This is a genomic window from Pedomonas mirosovicensis (assembly GCF_022569295.1).
Classification (GTDB): Bacteria; Pseudomonadota; Alphaproteobacteria; order Sphingomonadales; family Sphingomonadaceae; genus Pedomonas; species Pedomonas mirosovicensis.
Genome location: NZ_JAKFIA010000001.1, coordinates 387,232 through 403,304, shown reverse-complemented (window position 1 = coordinate 403,304; position 16,073 = coordinate 387,232). Strand labels below are relative to the sequence as shown.

Annotated in this window: 18 protein-coding genes and 1 riboswitch; of the genes, 4 read left to right on the top strand and 14 right to left on the bottom strand. The window is 65.3% G+C overall.

The features are described 5' to 3' along the window. Positions 1 to 35: 35 nt before the first annotated feature. Entirely contained in the window at positions 36 to 1,967 is a 1,932-nt protein-coding gene (locus L0C21_RS01920) for an HD domain-containing phosphohydrolase (protein ID WP_259276764.1), read from the top strand. 58 nt (positions 1,968 to 2,025) lie between these two features. Here L0C21_RS01920 and L0C21_RS01915 read toward each other — a convergent pair whose 3' ends face one another. From L0C21_RS01915 to L0C21_RS01900, 4 genes are all read right to left on the bottom strand, one after another. Next, positions 2,026 to 2,505 (bottom strand): MmcB family DNA repair protein, encoded by a 480-nt coding sequence (locus tag L0C21_RS01915; RefSeq protein WP_259276763.1) that lies wholly within the window; start codon positions 2,503 to 2,505, stop codon positions 2,026 to 2,028. A 41-nt stretch (positions 2,506 to 2,546) separates the two neighbouring features. Next, on the bottom strand, positions 2,547 to 2,951 hold the full coding sequence (locus L0C21_RS01910; protein ID WP_259276762.1) for an Hpt domain-containing protein: 405 nt from the start codon (positions 2,949 to 2,951) through the stop codon (positions 2,547 to 2,549). Between the two features lie 87 nt (positions 2,952 to 3,038). Beyond that, complete coding sequence (locus tag L0C21_RS01905; RefSeq protein WP_259276761.1) at positions 3,039 to 3,383, bottom strand: DUF1491 family protein; 345 nt, start codon at positions 3,381 to 3,383, stop codon at positions 3,039 to 3,041. Continuing rightward, positions 3,380 to 3,730, bottom strand: coding sequence for a PilZ domain-containing protein (locus L0C21_RS01900; protein ID WP_259276760.1), 351 nt, complete (start codon positions 3,728 to 3,730; stop codon positions 3,380 to 3,382). The genes L0C21_RS01905 and L0C21_RS01900 overlap by 4 nt, the downstream gene beginning before the upstream one ends. 105 nt (positions 3,731 to 3,835) lie before the next feature. Further along, positions 3,836 to 3,959, top strand: a riboswitch (TPP riboswitch). A gap of 67 nt (positions 3,960 to 4,026) precedes the next feature. Here L0C21_RS01900 and thiC point away from each other — a divergent pair. Then, positions 4,027 to 5,865 carry a phosphomethylpyrimidine synthase ThiC gene (thiC, locus tag L0C21_RS01895; RefSeq protein ID WP_259276759.1) on the top strand — a complete coding sequence of 613 codons (1,839 nt, stop codon included), beginning with the start codon at positions 4,027 to 4,029 and terminating at the stop codon, positions 5,863 to 5,865. Between the two features lie 249 nt (positions 5,866 to 6,114). On the opposite strand, the gene ptsN is transcribed toward thiC, so the two are convergent. The 9 genes from ptsN to L0C21_RS01850 all read right to left on the bottom strand — a co-directional run bounded on the left by ptsN (position 6,115) and on the right by L0C21_RS01850 (position 13,389). Continuing rightward, on the bottom strand, positions 6,115 to 6,579 hold the full coding sequence (gene ptsN, locus L0C21_RS01890; RefSeq protein WP_259276758.1) for a PTS IIA-like nitrogen regulatory protein PtsN: 465 nt from the start codon (positions 6,577 to 6,579) through the stop codon (positions 6,115 to 6,117). 83 nt (positions 6,580 to 6,662) lie between these two features. Further along, on the bottom strand, positions 6,663 to 7,256 hold the full coding sequence (gene hpf, locus L0C21_RS01885; RefSeq protein WP_259276757.1) for a ribosome hibernation-promoting factor, HPF/YfiA family: 594 nt from the start codon (positions 7,254 to 7,256) through the stop codon (positions 6,663 to 6,665). A gap of 177 nt (positions 7,257 to 7,433) precedes the next feature. Further along, complete coding sequence (rpoN, locus tag L0C21_RS01880; protein WP_259276756.1) at positions 7,434 to 9,038, bottom strand: RNA polymerase factor sigma-54; 1,605 nt, start codon at positions 9,036 to 9,038, stop codon at positions 7,434 to 7,436. Between the two features lie 23 nt (positions 9,039 to 9,061). Beyond that, complete coding sequence (lptB, locus tag L0C21_RS01875) at positions 9,062 to 9,847, bottom strand: LPS export ABC transporter ATP-binding protein (RefSeq protein WP_259276755.1); 786 nt, start codon at positions 9,845 to 9,847, stop codon at positions 9,062 to 9,064. 140 nt (positions 9,848 to 9,987) lie between these two features. Continuing rightward, positions 9,988 to 10,530: an LptA/OstA family protein gene (locus L0C21_RS01870; protein WP_259276754.1), complete on the bottom strand. Its 543-nt coding sequence runs from the start codon at positions 10,528 to 10,530 to the stop codon at positions 9,988 to 9,990. A 16-nt stretch (positions 10,531 to 10,546) separates the two neighbouring features. After that, positions 10,547 to 11,143 carry an LPS export ABC transporter periplasmic protein LptC gene (gene lptC, locus L0C21_RS01865; protein WP_259276753.1) on the bottom strand — a complete coding sequence of 199 codons (597 nt, stop codon included), beginning with the start codon at positions 11,141 to 11,143 and terminating at the stop codon, positions 10,547 to 10,549. Positions 11,144 to 11,184: 41 nt separating this feature from the next. Beyond that, positions 11,185 to 11,799: a ribonuclease D gene (locus L0C21_RS01860; RefSeq protein ID WP_259276752.1), complete on the bottom strand. Its 615-nt coding sequence runs from the start codon at positions 11,797 to 11,799 to the stop codon at positions 11,185 to 11,187. A 175-nt stretch (positions 11,800 to 11,974) separates the two neighbouring features. After that, complete coding sequence (gene wrbA, locus L0C21_RS01855) at positions 11,975 to 12,574, bottom strand: NAD(P)H:quinone oxidoreductase (RefSeq protein ID WP_259276751.1); 600 nt, start codon at positions 12,572 to 12,574, stop codon at positions 11,975 to 11,977. Between the two features lie 116 nt (positions 12,575 to 12,690). Then, entirely contained in the window at positions 12,691 to 13,389 is a 699-nt protein-coding gene (locus L0C21_RS01850) for a pirin family protein (protein ID WP_259276750.1), read from the bottom strand. Positions 13,390 to 13,526: 137 nt separating this feature from the next. Here L0C21_RS01850 and L0C21_RS01845 point away from each other — a divergent pair, with 137 nt between their 5' ends. Further along, positions 13,527 to 14,462 carry a LysR family transcriptional regulator gene (locus L0C21_RS01845; RefSeq protein WP_259276749.1) on the top strand — a complete coding sequence of 312 codons (936 nt, stop codon included), beginning with the start codon at positions 13,527 to 13,529 and terminating at the stop codon, positions 14,460 to 14,462. On the opposite strand, the gene L0C21_RS01840 is transcribed toward L0C21_RS01845, so the two are convergent. Then, the gene (locus L0C21_RS01840; RefSeq protein ID WP_259276748.1) at positions 14,455 to 14,877 is read right to left on the bottom strand and encodes an OsmC family protein; all 423 of its coding nucleotides are present in this window, start codon (positions 14,875 to 14,877) and stop codon (positions 14,455 to 14,457) included. The two genes, L0C21_RS01845 and L0C21_RS01840, sit on opposite strands and share 8 nt — an antisense overlap. A 200-nt stretch (positions 14,878 to 15,077) precedes the next feature. Here L0C21_RS01840 and L0C21_RS01835 point away from each other — a divergent pair, with 200 nt between their 5' ends. Continuing rightward, positions 15,078 to 15,971, top strand: a complete 894-nt coding sequence (locus L0C21_RS01835; RefSeq protein ID WP_259276747.1) for a pirin family protein — start codon at positions 15,078 to 15,080, stop codon at positions 15,969 to 15,971. The last annotated feature ends 102 nt before the right edge of the window (positions 15,972 to 16,073 follow it).

The following is a 16,073-nucleotide window of genomic DNA, read 5'->3' as shown; positions in this document are numbered from 1 at the left end:
TGGTTTATACTCCGTCAACATTCGGGAGGCGGGGCGTGGCACTAACTAAGCTGAGCAGTGAAAACGGTGGATTCAGGAGCCAGGTCTGGGTCTGGCTGGCCGGCGTTGCGCTTCTTTTCATTGTGGGTCTGATCCTCGCTTTCGTTGTGGCGGGACGTGACCGCGACCGGGCGGAAGAGCTTCTCGAGCAAGAGATGGCTCTCACTGCCAGTGGCCGCGCTCAGGCGGTCAATGGCTGGCTGAACGAGCAACGGGGCATTCTGGATCGCCTCGCCGCAAATCCGGCTGTCGCCATCTATGCCATGAGCAGCCAGGAACCGGCGGCTGGCCAGGCGCCCGCAGTTGGTCAGGGGCAGGCAGAATACCTGGCGCGCCTTCTGGAAACCGTTGCCGCCCAGACCGGCTTCGCCAAGGCGACGCCCCAGCTGCGCGCCAATGTGGAAATGCCGCCCGCCCCAGGCCTTGCGGTGCTGAACCGCGATGGCCGGCCCATCGCCAGCTTTGGTGGCCCGCTGCCTGATCCGCGCGCCTATCTGCCCCAGGCCACCCGTGAAACGGTAACCGATTATGGCGCGAAGCTGGTGGACCAGCCGGCGCTGGCCATTCTCTCTCCCGTGCCCGATCCACAGGGCGGCGCGCCCGTGGCCTACGTTTATGGCGTGCGGGCCCTTGATGATGCGGCGCGGGTTCTGACCACGACGACGGAGCGCTTCTCCTCCGCCCGCACGGGGCTGGTCCTGCGCGGCAACGTTCTGGTGGGAGATGCCGACCGGTTGCCGACCCCGGCGCATCTGGCCAAGTTCGCCGCCGAGCCCGGCCGGCTGCACGACTATGGCAATGCGCTGGTGATGCTGCAGCCGGTGGCGGGCACGCCCTGGCATGTGGTGCGGGTTATCGATGCGGATGAAGGCCTGGGCCCGGTCAACACCCAATGGCGGTTGCGCCTGCTCAGCCTGCTGGCGCTGGCAGCATTGGTGACGGCGCTCATTCTGCTCGCCTGGCGGCACGGCGCATCGCGGCGCGCGGCTCAATCGGCCGCCATCGCCCGCGAGACGGCGGAGAGCGAGGCGCGGCTGCGGGCGTTCCTTTCCACCATTGCGGACCGCCAGCCGACGCTGATCGGCGTTGTTGACGAGAACGGCCTGCTGCGCTTCTCCAATGCCCGCCTGCGCGACTGGGTGAACGCCGGCGAGGATGTGCATGGCGTGCCGCTGGCCCGCCTGTTCGGCGCGGCGGAGCCGGCCATCGCCACCCTGCTGGCCGAGGCTGCCAAGGGCAAGGACGTGGCCGAGGCGCTGGTGGACCTCAAGGACGCGAGCGGCGACGACCGCCGCCATCAGGTGGAGGCGGTGAGCCTGCCTGATGGCAACACGCTGCTGGTAGCCCATGATATCACTGACCTGCTTGCCGAGCGCGCCCGGCGCGAGGAGAACATGGCGGCGCTGGTGCTGGCGCTGACCGGCCTCATCGATGCCCGCGACCCCGGCAGCCGCCACCATTCCGAGAAGGTGTCCGCCGTGGCGGCGGCGGTGGCGGCGGAACTGGGGCTCGAGCCGGGCGAGGTGGAGACGCTGCGCCTTGCAGGCCAGCTGATGAACCTCGGCAAGATCATGGTGTCTCGCCACATCCTCACCAAGGAAGGGCCGCTGACAGAGGAGGAGCGGGCGATCGTGCGCGCCTCCATGGCCCAGAGCGCAGGCATCCTCGCCAACGTGCCGTTCGATGGCCCGGTGGCGGAAACCGTGGCTGGCGTCGAGGCGCCCAATCCTTCCCAGCTGTCGCGCGTGCTGCGCCTCTCCAACGCGCTGGTGGGCATGGTCAGCCCGCGCGCCTTCCGCAACCCGCTGTCCATCGAGGAAGCGCTCGTGCTGCTGCGTCAGAACGCCCAGCCGGAAGACGCCCAGATCCTCTCCGCCATGGCCCACGTGATCGACAACCGCGGCGGACGCGACGTGCTAGGGGTTTGATTTTTGCAGGCGGGACAAGCCCCGCCTGCCGCGAAAATTCCCTAGCAAACCCAAAAACTCACCCCTCGAACGTCGGGTCGAGGTGGAAGAACAGCCGGTGCGCCGCGTGGCGGGCGAAGCGCAGGGTTTCGGCCTTGCGGCGGGCGGCGCTGAGCGGCGCGCAGGCGGCGGGGCGGACGACGGCGGCCTCGAAGCGATCGGCGATGATGAGCCCGGCGCGTTCGGGGAGGAAGGCGGGGGTATCGAAGTCGCCCAGCGGGAAGCCGGCCGGCACGGCGAAGTAGAACTGGTCGCAGTAGTCCAGGTACTCCGGCCACTTGGCATCGCCCCGCAGGTCGGAAAGGGAGACCTTGATCTCGACGAGGGTGAGCTGGCCTTTCTGGGAGAGGCCGGCGACATCGGCCCGGCGGCCGTTGCCCAGCGGAAACTCCACGAGGGCGGCGCATCCCTGGCGGTAGAGCAGGCGGCTGACGCCGCGCGCCACGTCCTTTGCGTCGAGCGGCGCTGCGGAGGAAAGGGGGAAGGCTGTATCCGGCATCTGCCCATTCTAGCAGATCAAACCGGGAACAGAAGGGAGGGTCAGGCCTCGATGCGGCTAAGGCCCGTCAAATGGTGCAGCGGCGCGATGAACCGCGCGTGGGTTGCATCGTCGTAGTCCACGGGGCCAAGGGCGAGGATCTGCTCCATGCCCTGCACGTGCGCCTCGACCACCGAAAGCTCCTCAGGCTCGCCCGGCTTCATCCGCAGATAGGCGCACAAGGACCGGCCGGCCTCGGTCATCAGCGGGTGGCCGAAGCTGCTGCCCATTCCCTTGATGTTGTGCGCGATCTCCAGGATGCGTTGCCGCGCCTCGTTCGCCGGGCAGGCCTGTTTTTGCCAATCCGCTGCGATTTGCCGGAGCTGGGCAACAGCGTCCGCCGTCCACACCCGGTAGCTGCTGAGCAGCTCAGGGCTGGCGTAGCTTATGGCTGTTCGCTCGGGCATTTGCTCAATCACCAACTTCTGAAACGCGTCGCCTGTCCTGCCAAACGAAGGAAGGCTCTATTACAAAACACATGACTTAACGATTGGTCATTGAGCCAGCACAACTTCATCCAAAAAATCCTGCGGCCGTTCTGTTTCAATCTCGATCACCCACAGGTCCGGATCGAACCGGCGCTGCTTCTCGATGATGGTGTCGGCCTCGGGCGGGTTTACCGGCTCAGGGCCGGTCAGCGCAAGCCAGGCTCTCTGGCCATTCTGCTGCAAAGTTGCGCCGAACAGCCGGGTGAGGCCGCTGCGGTAGCGGGCCAGCAGGAGAACTGCGCCTGCCTCGTCATAGCCATGGCGGATGACCGTCGCCGCAACGCCCTCGGCATTGCAGCGCCGGACAAGGGCTGAAACCCAGATGCGCGTGGTCAGGCGCGGCAGCATCATGGCTGCGCGTCCTGCGGCTGCTTTCTAAAGCCAAGGGATTCGGCCCGCTTGCCGAAGGCCGCCCGCACCATCGCCTCGGGTTCGGTGAAGGACAGGCCGTGAAACACGCCCGACGACCAGGCGACCTTTGCCATCAGCGGCCGGATGTCCGGCAGCACCACCTGGAGCGCGACGCCGGTTGCCAGCGACAGATCCAGCTCCACCAGCATGCCGCCGGGCGTTACGTTGCGAACGAGGCACGTGAAGCGATGCGAAGCCGCCTGCACATAGCCCTTCCACAGCACCGGCCGCCGCCGAAAACGACGCTGCTCTTCGGTTTCGTCAGACATCCCGGGAATGTCGCTCATAGCATTCACCGCACAGCCCCCTGCCACGAAAATAAGGATAGGGTATTTTATTGCTGAAAGCCACTCACGGTGGATTGACACTCTTCGGGGGGCTCTAGATAAATCGGGGTATCCAAGGGGTGCCCTGTCAGAGGGCTGAGATACCGCCGGCTGGTCATCACAACCGGGCGCGGGAACCCTAGAACCTGATCCGGATCATACCGGCGGAGGGATGGAGAAAACCGGGGGAGAAGCCCAACCCCGGCCCCACACTCAGCAAGGGGTCCGGATCTCTTAGGCAATGCCAGGAGATCCCGATGAACAAGCCTGTTTCACCAAAGGAACTGAGCGTCACCACTGGCCCGATCGTGGGCTCGCGCAAGATTTACGTGGGTGGCGAGAATTGCGCCGCCATGCGCGTGCCGATGCGCGAGATCGCGCTGCACCCGAGCGCCAACGAGCCGCCGGTCATCGTCTACGACACCTCCGGCCCGTATACCGACCCGGACATTGCAATCGACATCACCAAGGGCCTGCCGCGCATCCGCACGCCCTGGATCGAGGGGCGCGGGGACGTGGAAGCCTATGATGGCCGCCATGTGAAGCCGGAGGACAACGGCTTCGCCTCGGGCGAGTATCTGGTGCCGGAGTTCCCGGTGCGCCACCGGCCGCTGCGCGCCAAGGCGGGCAAGGCCGTCACCCAGTTGGCCTACGCCCGCGCCGGGATCGTGACGCCGGAGATGGAATTCATCGCCATCCGCGAGAACCTGGGCCGCAAGGCGCTGAAGGACAAGCTGGTGCGCGACGGCCAGCCGATGGGCGCCGAGATCCCCGACTTCATCACCCCTGAGTTCGTGCGCGACGAGGTGGCCCGCGGCCGCGCCATCATCCCGTCGAACATTAACCACCCCGAGGCCGAGCCGATGATCATCGGCCGCAACTTCCTAGTGAAGATCAACGCCAACATCGGTAATTCGGCCGTCACCTCGTCGGTGGCGGAAGAGGTGGACAAGCTGGTGTGGGCGATCCGCTGGGGCGCGGACAACGTCATGGATCTGTCCACCGGCCGCAACATCCACAACATCCGCGACTGGATCATCCGCAACTCCCCCGTGCCCATCGGCACGGTGCCGATCTATCAGGCGCTGGAGAAGGTGGGCGGCATCGCCGAGGAGCTGACGTGGGAAGTGTTCCGCGACACGCTCATCGAGCAGTGCGAGCAGGGCGTGGACTATTTCACCATCCACGCGGGCGTGCGCCTCGCCTATGTGCCGCTGACCGCCGAGCGCACCACCGGCATCGTCAGCCGCGGCGGCTCCATCATGGCCAAGTGGTGCCTTGCCCACCACAAGGAGAACTTCCTCTACGAGGCGTTCGATGAGATCTGCGACATCATGCGGGCGTATGATGTCTCCTTCTCGCTGGGTGACGGCCTGCGCCCCGGCTCGATCGCGGATGCCAACGACGCCGCCCAGTTCGGCGAGTTGGAGACGCTGGGCGAGCTGACCAAGGTGGCCTGGGCCAAGGACTGCCAGGTGATGATCGAAGGGCCGGGCCACGTGCCCATGCACAAGATCAAAGCCAACATGGACAAGCAGCTGGAAACCTGCGGCGAAGCCCCGTTCTATACGCTTGGGCCGCTCACCACGGACATCGCGCCGGGGTACGACCACATCACCTCCGCCATCGGCGCGGCGATGATCGGCTGGTTCGGCACTGCCATGCTCTGCTACGTGACGCCCAAGGAGCACTTAGGGCTTCCCGACCGCAACGACGTGAAGGATGGCGTTATCGCCTACAAGATCGCGGCGCACGCGGCGGACCTCGCCAAGGGCCACCCGGCCGCCAAGATGCGGGACGATGCGCTGAGCCGCGCCCGCTTCGAGTTCCGCTGGGAAGACCAGTTCAACCTCTCGCTGGACCCGGACACGGCGCGCTCGTTCCACGACGAAACCCTGCCGAAGGAAGCGCACAAGGTTGCCCACTTCTGCTCCATGTGCGGGCCGAAGTTCTGCTCCATGAAGATCAGCCAGGACATCCGCGACGCTGCCCGCGCGCAGAATGAGGTGGCTGGCCTCGACCCGATGGCCGGCATGGAGGAAAAGTCCCGCGAGTTCCGCGAGAAGGGCGCGGAGATCTACCAGCCGGTGAAGTAAGGGGGGTATGCAGGGGTCTCGGACCCCTGCACCCGGTTCGTTTGAAAGGGCCGTGTCCTTGGCAAAAGGGCGCGGCCCTTTTTTCTTTGCCGGGGGGCTGTGCCGGTGAGGCTGGGTACGGCCCAGAAATGACAGGGAGGTGCAGGAGGGTTAAGATCCTCCTGCGAAAACCAATAAAAAGAATAGGATAACAAAAAGGCCCGGCGGTGAGCCGGGCCTTCTCTTGTGTTTCCGGGATGGAAAGCCGCGTCAGGCGGCCTTTTGCTGGCCGTGGGAGGCCAGCAGGGCATAGAGGGCATCGCTTGTGGACGAGCCCCGCAGCTTGGCCACGGCAGCCTGATCGCGGAACAGGCGCGAGACGCTGGCCAGCGCCCGCAGATGTTCCGCACCCGCATCTTCCGGCGCGAGCAGAAGAAAGATCAGATCGACAGGCTTGCCGTCCAGCGAATCGAAATCGATGGGCGTCTCCAGTTGCATGAAGAGGCCCACGACCGATTGCAGGGATGGCAGCTTGGCGTGAGGAATGGCAACGCCTCCGCCCAGACCGGTCGAGCCAAGCCGCTCGCGTTCCAGAATCGCTTCCAGAATGCGGCGTTCATCCAGGCCGATCAGTTTGCTCGCTTGTGCCGCGAGATGGCTAAGGAGTTGTTTTTTCGAAGAAGCTTTCACACCGGCGAAAACGGCGCCGGGGACAAGCAAATCCGCGAGTTCCATTTCAATCTTTCTCGCTCGTCAACAAACCCGCCCGCAAGGGGCGGCCTCATGCGTCGTCGGCAATCCCGGTCAGGCTGGCCGGATCAGGCCGGCTCCGCCTGACGCTGTGCATGGGGTTCTACCCAACCAATATTACCGTCTGTGCGACGATAGACCATAGCCAGCTGGCCATTGCCAGCATTTCGGAAAAGCAATGCCGGTGCCTGGCGCATATCCATGAGCATCACGGCATCGGAAACCGAAACTTCGGGGATGTGCTCCTGGGTCTCGGCGACGATGACCGGGTGCTCCTCCTCCGCTTCTTCCTCCTCGGGGCGTGGCTGGAGAATGGTGTAGTTGGCGGTGGCGAGGCCCATGTCGGTACGGTCCACGCCGTTGTGGTTATCCTTCAGCCGCCGCTTGTAACGCCGCAGCTGCTTCTCGAGCCGGTCCGCCGTGAAGTTGAAGGCGACATAGGGATCGAAGTCGGTCGCTTCGGCTTTCAGGAACACGCCCTGACGGAGGTACATCTGGCAATCAAGGTGGAAGCCGTGTCCGCGCGCTTCTCGGGCCAGGGTGACAGTCGCGCTGATAGCTCGGGGAAAGTACTTCTCGGCCATTTGATTAAGTCGTTCTTCCACATGGGTTCGAAAGGCATCGCCCACATCGACCTGATGACCAGAGACGCGAATGTCCATAGCACTCTCCTTGGTTGGTCCTTAGGTAACGGCCCCTCCCTGAAAACGCCGGGCCGCACCTCTGCGGAGGGTGGTGGCCGCTCGTTAATGGCCACCCCCTTAAAAGGGATGTCGTGACGGTCGGGAGATCTTGCAAGGCCGTCCCCGAAAGGAATGCGCCTTGCTGCGAAACGCTCCTTAGCGACCGTTCATCCGTTGACCAGCTTCAAGCATCTTGAGCCTACGGCGTTGAACGCTTGAAGGGATTTTCAGTGCTTCGCGATATTTTGCCACCGTGCGGCGGGCGATGTCGAACTTTTCCGCGACCAGGATTTCCACCAGCTTGTCGTCGGACAGGATGGCGTCGGGTTTCTCCTGATCGATCAGTTCCTTAATCCGCTGCTTCACGGCTTCCGCCGAGTGGGCATCGCCCCCGTCGGCGGATTGAATGGCCGAGGTGAAGAAATACTTCAGCTCGAAAACGCCCCGCTGACAGGCGAGGAACTTGTTGGCCGTCACACGCGAGACGGTCGATTCGTGCATGCCGATGGCCTCTGCGATGTGCTTGAGGTTGAGCGGCTTCAGGGCCTTGACCCCTTGCTCGAAGAACTCTTCCTGCTGGCGCACCAGCTCGGTCGCCACCTTGAGGATGGTGCGGGCGCGTTGGTCCAGCGCCTTGACCAGCCAGTTGGCGGACTGGAGGCATTCGGACAGGAACAGGCGCTCGGCCTTGGAGGCGCGGGTGCTAAGCTCGGCATAGTAGGTGCGGTTCACCAGCACCCGCGGCAGGGTGGCGGTGTTCAGCTCCACGCCCCAGCCGCCGGCGGACATGCGGCGCACGAAGATGTCGGGCACCACCGTCTGGGCGCTCTCCGAGCCGAAGGCGAGGCCGGGCTTGGGGTTGTAGCCGCGCAGCTCCTGAATCATGTCGGCCAGGTCTTCCTGGTCCACCCCGCAGATGCGGCGCAGCGCGGCGAGGTCGCCCTTGGCCAGCACATCGAGGTTATCGAGCAGGGCTTCCATGGCGGGGTCGAGCCGGTCCGCCTCGCGGGCCTGAATCTTGAGGCACTCGCCCAGCGACCGGGCGCAGACGCCGGCCGGCTCGAAGGTCTGGAGCACCTTGAGGACGCCAAGAGCCTGCGCGAGCGAAGCGCCAAGGCGCGCGGCGACTTCCTCCACCGGCTCGCTGAGGTAACCGGCGTCGTCCACCAGATCGATGAGGTAGGTGGCGATGGCCAGCGACTGGGGATCGCGGAAGGCGGCGCGGGCCTGATCGTGCAGATGATCCGTCAGGCTGCGGTTATCGATCAGGAGGCCGTCGATGCCGGGCAGGTCTTCGTCCGGCTGGCCACCGGACATGGAGCCCTGGCTGCTAAGGCTGAGGGAGGACTCGAGCCCGCCATCCGCCGCGCCATCGGACATGCGGTCGCTCGCGCTGTCGTGATGGTAGATTTCGGAATCGATATCGATGTCGAGAGGCGAGTCGTTTCCGTTCGCCATGGCGCCGTCCAGCAGGGCATCGGCGGTAGGGACGTCGGCGCCTCCGTCGAGCAGGTCCCCGTCGAGGGCAGAGTCGCCTCCGTCCGCGCCGTCGGCTTCCAGGGGGATGTCATCCGGCCCGCCATCAGGCCCATCGCCGTCGTTGTCGGAGGCCTCGAGCAGCGGATTCTTCTCTACCTCGGCGGCAATGAAGCTCTCCAGTTCCAGGTTCGTGAGCGCCAGGAGCTTGATCGCCTGCTGCAGCTGGGGAGTCATCACCAGCTGCTGGCCTTGGCGGAGATCGAGGCGGGGTCCCAGAACCATGGGGGAGCGGTTTTTCCCTTCTGCTAGAGCGAGAAATGTTCGCCAAGATAAACGCGGCGAACCTGAGGATCGGCGACAAGGGCATCGGGCGTACCCTCGAACAGCACCTTGCCATCATAGATGATGCACGCGCGGTCGACGATATCCAGGGTCTCGCGCACATTATGGTCGGTAATGAGCACGCCGATATCCCGGTCCTTCAGGTGGGCGACCAGCTCGCGGATGTCGGCGATGGAAATGGGGTCGATGCCGGCGAACGGCTCGTCCAGCAGCATGATGGACGGCGCGGCCGCCAGCGCCCGGGCGATCTCCACGCGCCGCCGCTCGCCGCCGGACAGCGCAAGCGCCGGGGATTTCCGCAGGCGGGTGATGGAGAACTCCTCCAGCAGCTGGTCGAGCCGGGCCATGCGCTCGTCGCGGTCCTTCACCACCACCTCGAGCACGGCGAGGATGTTCTCCTCAACCGTGAGGCCGCGGAAGATGGAGGTTTCCTGCGGCAGGTAGCCAAGGCCGAGCCCGGCGCGGCGGTACATGGGCAGGCGGGTGATATCCAGCCCGTTCAGCATGATGCGGCCGTGGTCCGGCAGTACCAGCCCCATGATGGAATAGAAGCAGGTGGTCTTGCCCGCGCCGTTGGGGCCGAGCAGGCCCACCACCTCGCCGCGGTGGACCGAAAGCGAGACGTCCCTGAGGACGGCGCGGCTGTCATAGGACTTGGCGATGGAGACGACGTGCAGGCCGGTCTGTTCCGCCGTGGCGATGTCCGCCGCGTCGGGTTGAAGGTCCGTGCCGAGAGTGCCGTCTGTCATGATTCACCGTCGCCTTGAGTCGTGGCTAAAGCATTACATTTAACAATTGGTGTTGCAGCCGCCCAAGCTGGCCCAGAATATGCATGAGCCAGCTGGAAGGAAAGGCGCAATGGGCGGTTTGCCCACGTCTACACGGCAGCCTAGCGCTGATCCTCGCGCGGCGGCACAACGAAGCGGCCCGTTACGCGGCCGCTGGATTGGCCAGCCTGGGTCGGGGCGCCATTGAGACGTATGACGCCCGAGTCCAGATTTACCTGCAGGCGGTCGCCATTCAAGGTGGACTCGCCCTTGATGAGACGCACGTTGCCGACAAGCGTGATCTGCCGCTGCTTGACATCGTAGATGCCATAGTTGCCCAGCGCCCGCTCGGACGGAGAGGTGAGCTGGACATTGCCGTTGGCATCGATCCGCAGGATGGCCAGATCGTTGTTTTGTGCACGGTCGTAGTAGACGCGCACCGTGTTGGCCTCGAGCGTCAGGTTGGCCTGATTCACCTTCACGTTGCCCTGGAAGACGGCGATGTTCTCCCGGTCGCGCACCTCGAAGCGGTCGGCGTCCACATCGATCGTGGCGTCCGTGTCGTGGCGGCGCAGGGCTGAGATGTCCTGTGCGAAGACGTTCTGTGGGGTTGCCTCAACCCCCAGTGCGGCCATTGCGGCCAAGCCTGCCAGCCACCAGCGCATGTCTGCCCTCTTTCCTTTACGACCGCGGCGTGATCCGCATGTGCGTGCCGCCCTCGAAGACCACCGTCTCGGCATCGATATTGGCGCGGAACCGCTGCGCCCGGAATTCCCCGAGGGGACCCCTGCCTTCAACGCCGTCCGACCCGTAGGCGGTCTTCGACGGCAAGTCCACGACAGCGTCTCGCGTGGTGAGGTGATAGCCGCGGTCGGTTGTCAGCACCAGTGGTCCCGTGACCCGCAACTGTTCCTGATCGAGGTCGTAGCTGCCCTTCTTGGCCTCGACATGCACCACGTCGTTCGACATGGTCATCCGCGCGGCCACGTCCACCAGCTCCACGATCGGCGTCGCCGAGGTGCGCTGTACGGCGCGACGAGCCGTAATCTCAAAGGGCCGGCCACGCGCATCCGTTCCCCGGTAGTGCGGCGATTCCATACGCAGCCGCTCCGGGCTGACCTCCACCCGGTCCTTCGACAGCACGAACGACATCTCCTGCCCGCTGATGAGCGGCCAGACCAGAACGGCCAGCAGCAGCACCACCGAAGCAGCCGGCATGGCGACCCGCATCACCTTGACGAAGCGGTCGTACCGCCCGCCAACCTTCGGGCCGCGCATGGCTCCGGCGCGCCATTCGGGAAGAGGGGGAGGCTTCAGCGTCACGCGTGAGCAAAGATGTCGGTTTCGGGCCAGCCGAGCAGATCCAGTTCGGCGCGGTAGGGCAGGAAGGTGAAGCAGGCCTGCGCCAGTTCCGTCCGGCCCTCGCGCGCCAGCCGCGTGTCCAGAACCGCCTTCAGGCGGTGCAGGTAGCGCACGTCGCCGGCGGCGTATTCCTTCTGGGCATCGGACAGCACGTCCGCGCCCCAGTCGGAGGACTGCTGCTGCTTGGAGATATCGACGCCCAGCATTTCCCGCACCAAGTCCTTGAGGCCGTGGCGGTCGGTATAGGTCCGGGTGAGCTTGGAGGCGATCTTGGTGCAGTAGACCGGCTGGACGGTCACGCCCAGATAATGGCGCAGCACCGCCAGATCGAAGCGGGCGAAGTGGAAGAGCTTCAACTGGTTCGGATTTTCCAGCAGGCGCTTGAGGTTCGGCGCGTCGTACTGGCCAGGGCGGAACCGCACCAGGTGCTCGTCACCCTGGCCATCGGAAAGCTGGACAAGGCACAGCCGGTCACGCAACGGCACCAGGCCCAGCGTTTCAGTGTCAACCGCGATCGCGCCGTCGGTCAGGACACCGTCCGGCAGATCGCCTTCATGAAGATAGATTGCCATGGCGGAGGCTTAGCGATTTCAGAAGCGAAGGCCAATGGTTAAACGCGCCGCAGACGGGCCCGTTCGCCAAATTTTTTGCAGCGTTCGGCGTAACTGTGACACGCCTGGAACAGGAAAAAGGCGGGGCAGCCGTGGCGGCCCCGCCTTGTCCGGTCATATGTGCGGGTGATGCCGGTCAGCCGAACAGGCGGTTGGCGACCTCCGCCACGTGGCGGCCCTGGAAGCGGGCGCCCTCCAGCTCGGACTCGCTCGGCTTGCGCGAGCCGTCGCCGGCGGCCAGCGTGGTGGCGCCATAGGGGCTCCCGCCGGTGATCTCGTCCATCCGCGTCTGACCCTGGAAGCTGTAGGGCAGGCCCACCACCACCATGCCGAAGTGCAGCAGCGTCGGGATGACGGAGAACAGCGTCATCTCCTGGCCGCCATGCTGGGTTGCGGTGGAGGTGAACACCGCGCCCACCTTGCCGTTCAGCGCCCCGCGCGCCCACAGGCCGCCCGCCTGATCGAGGAAGCTGGCCATCTGCGAGGCGAGGCGCCCGAAGCGGGTGGGCGTGCCGATGATGATGGCGTCATATTTCTCCAGGTCCGCGACCGTGGCAATGGGCGCTTCCTGGTCGAGCTTGAAGTGAGCGTTCCGCGCCACCTCGTCCGGAACCAGTTCCGGCACCCGCTTGATATCGACCGTGGCACCCGCTTCGCGCGCGCCCTCGGCGATCGCCTGGGCCATTGTCTCAATATGTCCGTAGGACGAGTAGTACAGAACGAGCACTTTGCTCATGGGTAATCTCCAACTCCACCTGTTTCAATGAAACGCAACGCAACTGAAAGACTTGGCAGACCGCCTACGCGGGGGCATTGCTCTTGCCGCCTACGCGGGGGTATTAGCCTTGCCGCCTACGCGGCATCGACCAGCACGATCTCGGCGTCCTCAAGGGCGGTAATGCGGATCGTCTCCTCGTCCTTGATCGCTGCGCCGTCGCGGGTGTTGATCTTGACGCCGTTCACCTCCACCGTGCCGACGGCGGGCACGAGATAGGCGTGGCGGCCAGCGCCCAGGCCATAATCCGCCGTCTCGCCCGCCTTCAGGGTCGCGCCGAGCACGCGGGCGTGGGCGTTGATGGGCAGGGCGTCCGTATCCTCCTCGAAACCGCTGGCCAGCACCGCAAGGCGGCCGGCCCGCTCGCCCTTGGGGAAAGGCTTGGCGCCCCACGACGGGGTGGCGCCGGGCTTGTCCGTCTCGATCCAGATCTGGAACAGCGTCGTGGTCTCGGCCTCCAGATTGTATTCGGAATGAACGATGCCGGTGCCGGCGGCCATCACCTGCACGTCACCCGCTTCGGTGCGGCCGTGGTTGCCCTGGCTGTCCTCGTGGGTGATGGCCCCGGTGCGGACATAGGTGATGATTTCCATGTCGGCGTGCGGATGGGGTGGAAAGCCCGAGTTGGCCGCGATGGCATCATCATTCCAGACCCGGAGCTTGCCCCAGCCCATGCGGGCCGGATCGAAGTAGCGGGAGAACGAGAAGTGATGCCGGGCATCGAGCCAGCCATGGTTGGCGTGGCCGAGGCTGCTGAATGGGCGAATGTCGATCATGATTTCAGCTCCTCTGTCGCTGAAGGGCTTGCTTGAGTGCAAGATAAGGGGCAGAACGGATTTCAAAATAGAAATGGTTGAAAACCATCGTTTCCAAATTTTTGCGTTTCTGCATTTTGGCATTTCCGGATTTTCGCATGTCGCGCCTGCCTGACTTCGAAGCCTGGGCCATCTTCGCCAAGGTGGCGGAAACCGGCTCCTTTGCCCGCGCCGCCCTTGACCTGGGGCTGTCCAAGCCCACCGTTTCCAAGGCGGTATCGCGGCTGGAGGAGCGGCTGGGCGCCAGCCTGTTCCACCGCACCTCGCGGCGGCTGTCGCTGAGCGAGAGCGGCCGGGCCGCCCTGCCGCGCGCGGCGCAGATCCTGGCGGAGGGCGAGGCGGCGGAAGCCGAGGCCATGATGCAGTCCGCCACGCCGCGCGGGCTGGTTCGCATGGCTGCGCCCATGACCTTCGGCGTGCAGCATCTGGCGCCGCTGCTGCCGGAATTTCTGAAAACCTATCCGGATGTGGAGATAGACCTGCACCTCAGCGACCAGACGGTCGATCTGGTGGGCGGTGGGTTTGATCTTGGTCTGCGGATCGCGGCGCTGCCGGACTCATCCCTCAGGGTACGACGCCTGTGCGCGGTGCGGCGCATGGTGGCGGCATCGCCCGCCTACTTCGACCAGCACGGCCGGCCCCAGCATCCGCGCGACCTGCAATCGCACCGGGCGCTCATCTATACTTATCTGTCCACACCCTATGTCTGGCACTTCCACCATCCAAGGGAGGGGGAATACAGCGTCAGCCTGTCGGGCCCGCTGCGGATCAACAACGCCGATGCCATGCTGCCGGCGCTCTGCGCCGGGCTGGGGCTGGCCGTGCTGCCGGAGTTCCTGATGTGGCGCGAGCTGCACGAGGGCAAGATGGAGGTGGTGCTGCCCGACTGGTCGCTGCCGCCCATCAGCCTCTACATCGTCACGCCCCCGGGTGGGCTGCGCCCGGCCCGGGTGTCCGTGCTCATCGACTTCCTCGCCCGCCGCTTCGCCTCCGCTCCCTGGGCCGAACGGCCGGAAGAGGCGCAGGCTACTTAAGCGTGGCGTCGAGCGTGATCTCGGCGTTCAGCAGCTTGGAGATGGGGCAGCCCGCCTTGGCCTTGTTCGCCAGCTCGTCGAACTGTGCGCGCTCGATGCCCGGCACGTCGGCGGTCAGCGTGAGGGCCGAGCGGCTGACCTTGAAGCCTTCTCCCTCCTTCTCCAGCGTTACCGCCGCTTCGGTGGTCAGTTCAGTGGGCGTGACGCCCGCGTTCTGAAGCTGGAAGGCGAGGGCCATGGTGAAGCAGCCGGCATGGGCAGCTGCGATCAGCTCCTCCGGGTTGGTGCCTTCGCCATTCTCAAAGCGGGTGCGGAAGGAGTAGGCGGTGCCGTTCAGGACCCCTGAGTCCGTGGTAAGCGCGCCGGTGCCCTCCTTGCCCGTACCGCGCCAGACGGCGCGTGCCTTGCGGATCATGCTGACCTCCCTGAAGTTCGAAGCTGCGTTTGGGAACCGATGAGAAGGTAGTTCCGCCTGCCCGCGGAGGGAAGCGCATTGCCGGACGCGCCGGTTCCCCGGACCGGGGCAAGCACGGCATTGCCGCGCGGCGCGAGACAGGCCACCATGGCGCGGCGCAATGCGTTGTCGCCACATGCGGCGAGGAGAGGAGACCTCATATGATCGAGCTGGCGATCGAACAGCGGTGCCGGGACCTGGGCGGCTTCGAGGTAGGGCGGGTGCTGCCCTATGCGAAGCGGCGCATGGTGGGGCCGTTCATCTTCTTCGACCGCATGGGGCCGGTGGAGTTTCCGGCAGGGCTGCCCCGCAGCGTCGACGTGCGGCCGCACCCGCACATCGGGCTGTCCACCATCACCTACCTGTTCGAGGGCGAGATCATGCACCGCGACAGCCTGGGGACGGAGCAGCCCATCCGCCCCGGTGAGGTGAACTGGATGACCGCCGGACGCGGCATCACCCACAGCGAGCGCTTCGAGAGGGCCCGGCGCGAGGGCGGACCCATGGATGGCATCCAGGCCTGGGTGGCGCTGCCCGAAGCGCATGAAGAAACCGAACCCGGCTTCGAGCATGTGGGCGGCGCGGACCTGCCGGTGTGGCAGGAGGACGGCGTGTGGGGCCGGGTGGTGGCGGGCGAGGCCTTTGGCCTTAAGGCGGGGGTGAGCACCTTCTCGCCCATGGCCTATGTGCATCTGGTCATGGACGCGGGCGCGCGCGCCGCCGTGCCGGACGACTATGCCGAGCGGGCGGCCTACATTGCCTCGGGCAGCGTCGAGGTGGATGGCCGCCGCTATGGCGCGGGCCAGATGCTGGTGTTCACCCCGCGCCAGCCGGTGACGCTTGCGGCTGCGGAACCGGCCATCATCATGCTGCTGGCGGGCGAGCCGATCGGCCCGCGCTATATCGAGTGGAATTTCGTCTCCTCGTCCAGGGAGCGCATCGAGCAGGCCAAGGCTGACTGGCGCGCGGGCCGCATGAAACTGCCCGACCTGGACAACCAGGAGTTCATCCCCCTGCCGGGCGAACCGGCCGCGCCGCCCAATCCCATGTCCTGAAGGCAGGCCCCTTCTGACGCCCTGCCCGAGGGAGGGTTTGCAATTTAAGGTAAAGTCATTACACCCGACGTGACATTTTATTTGTAAGTCGGGGAGTGATGA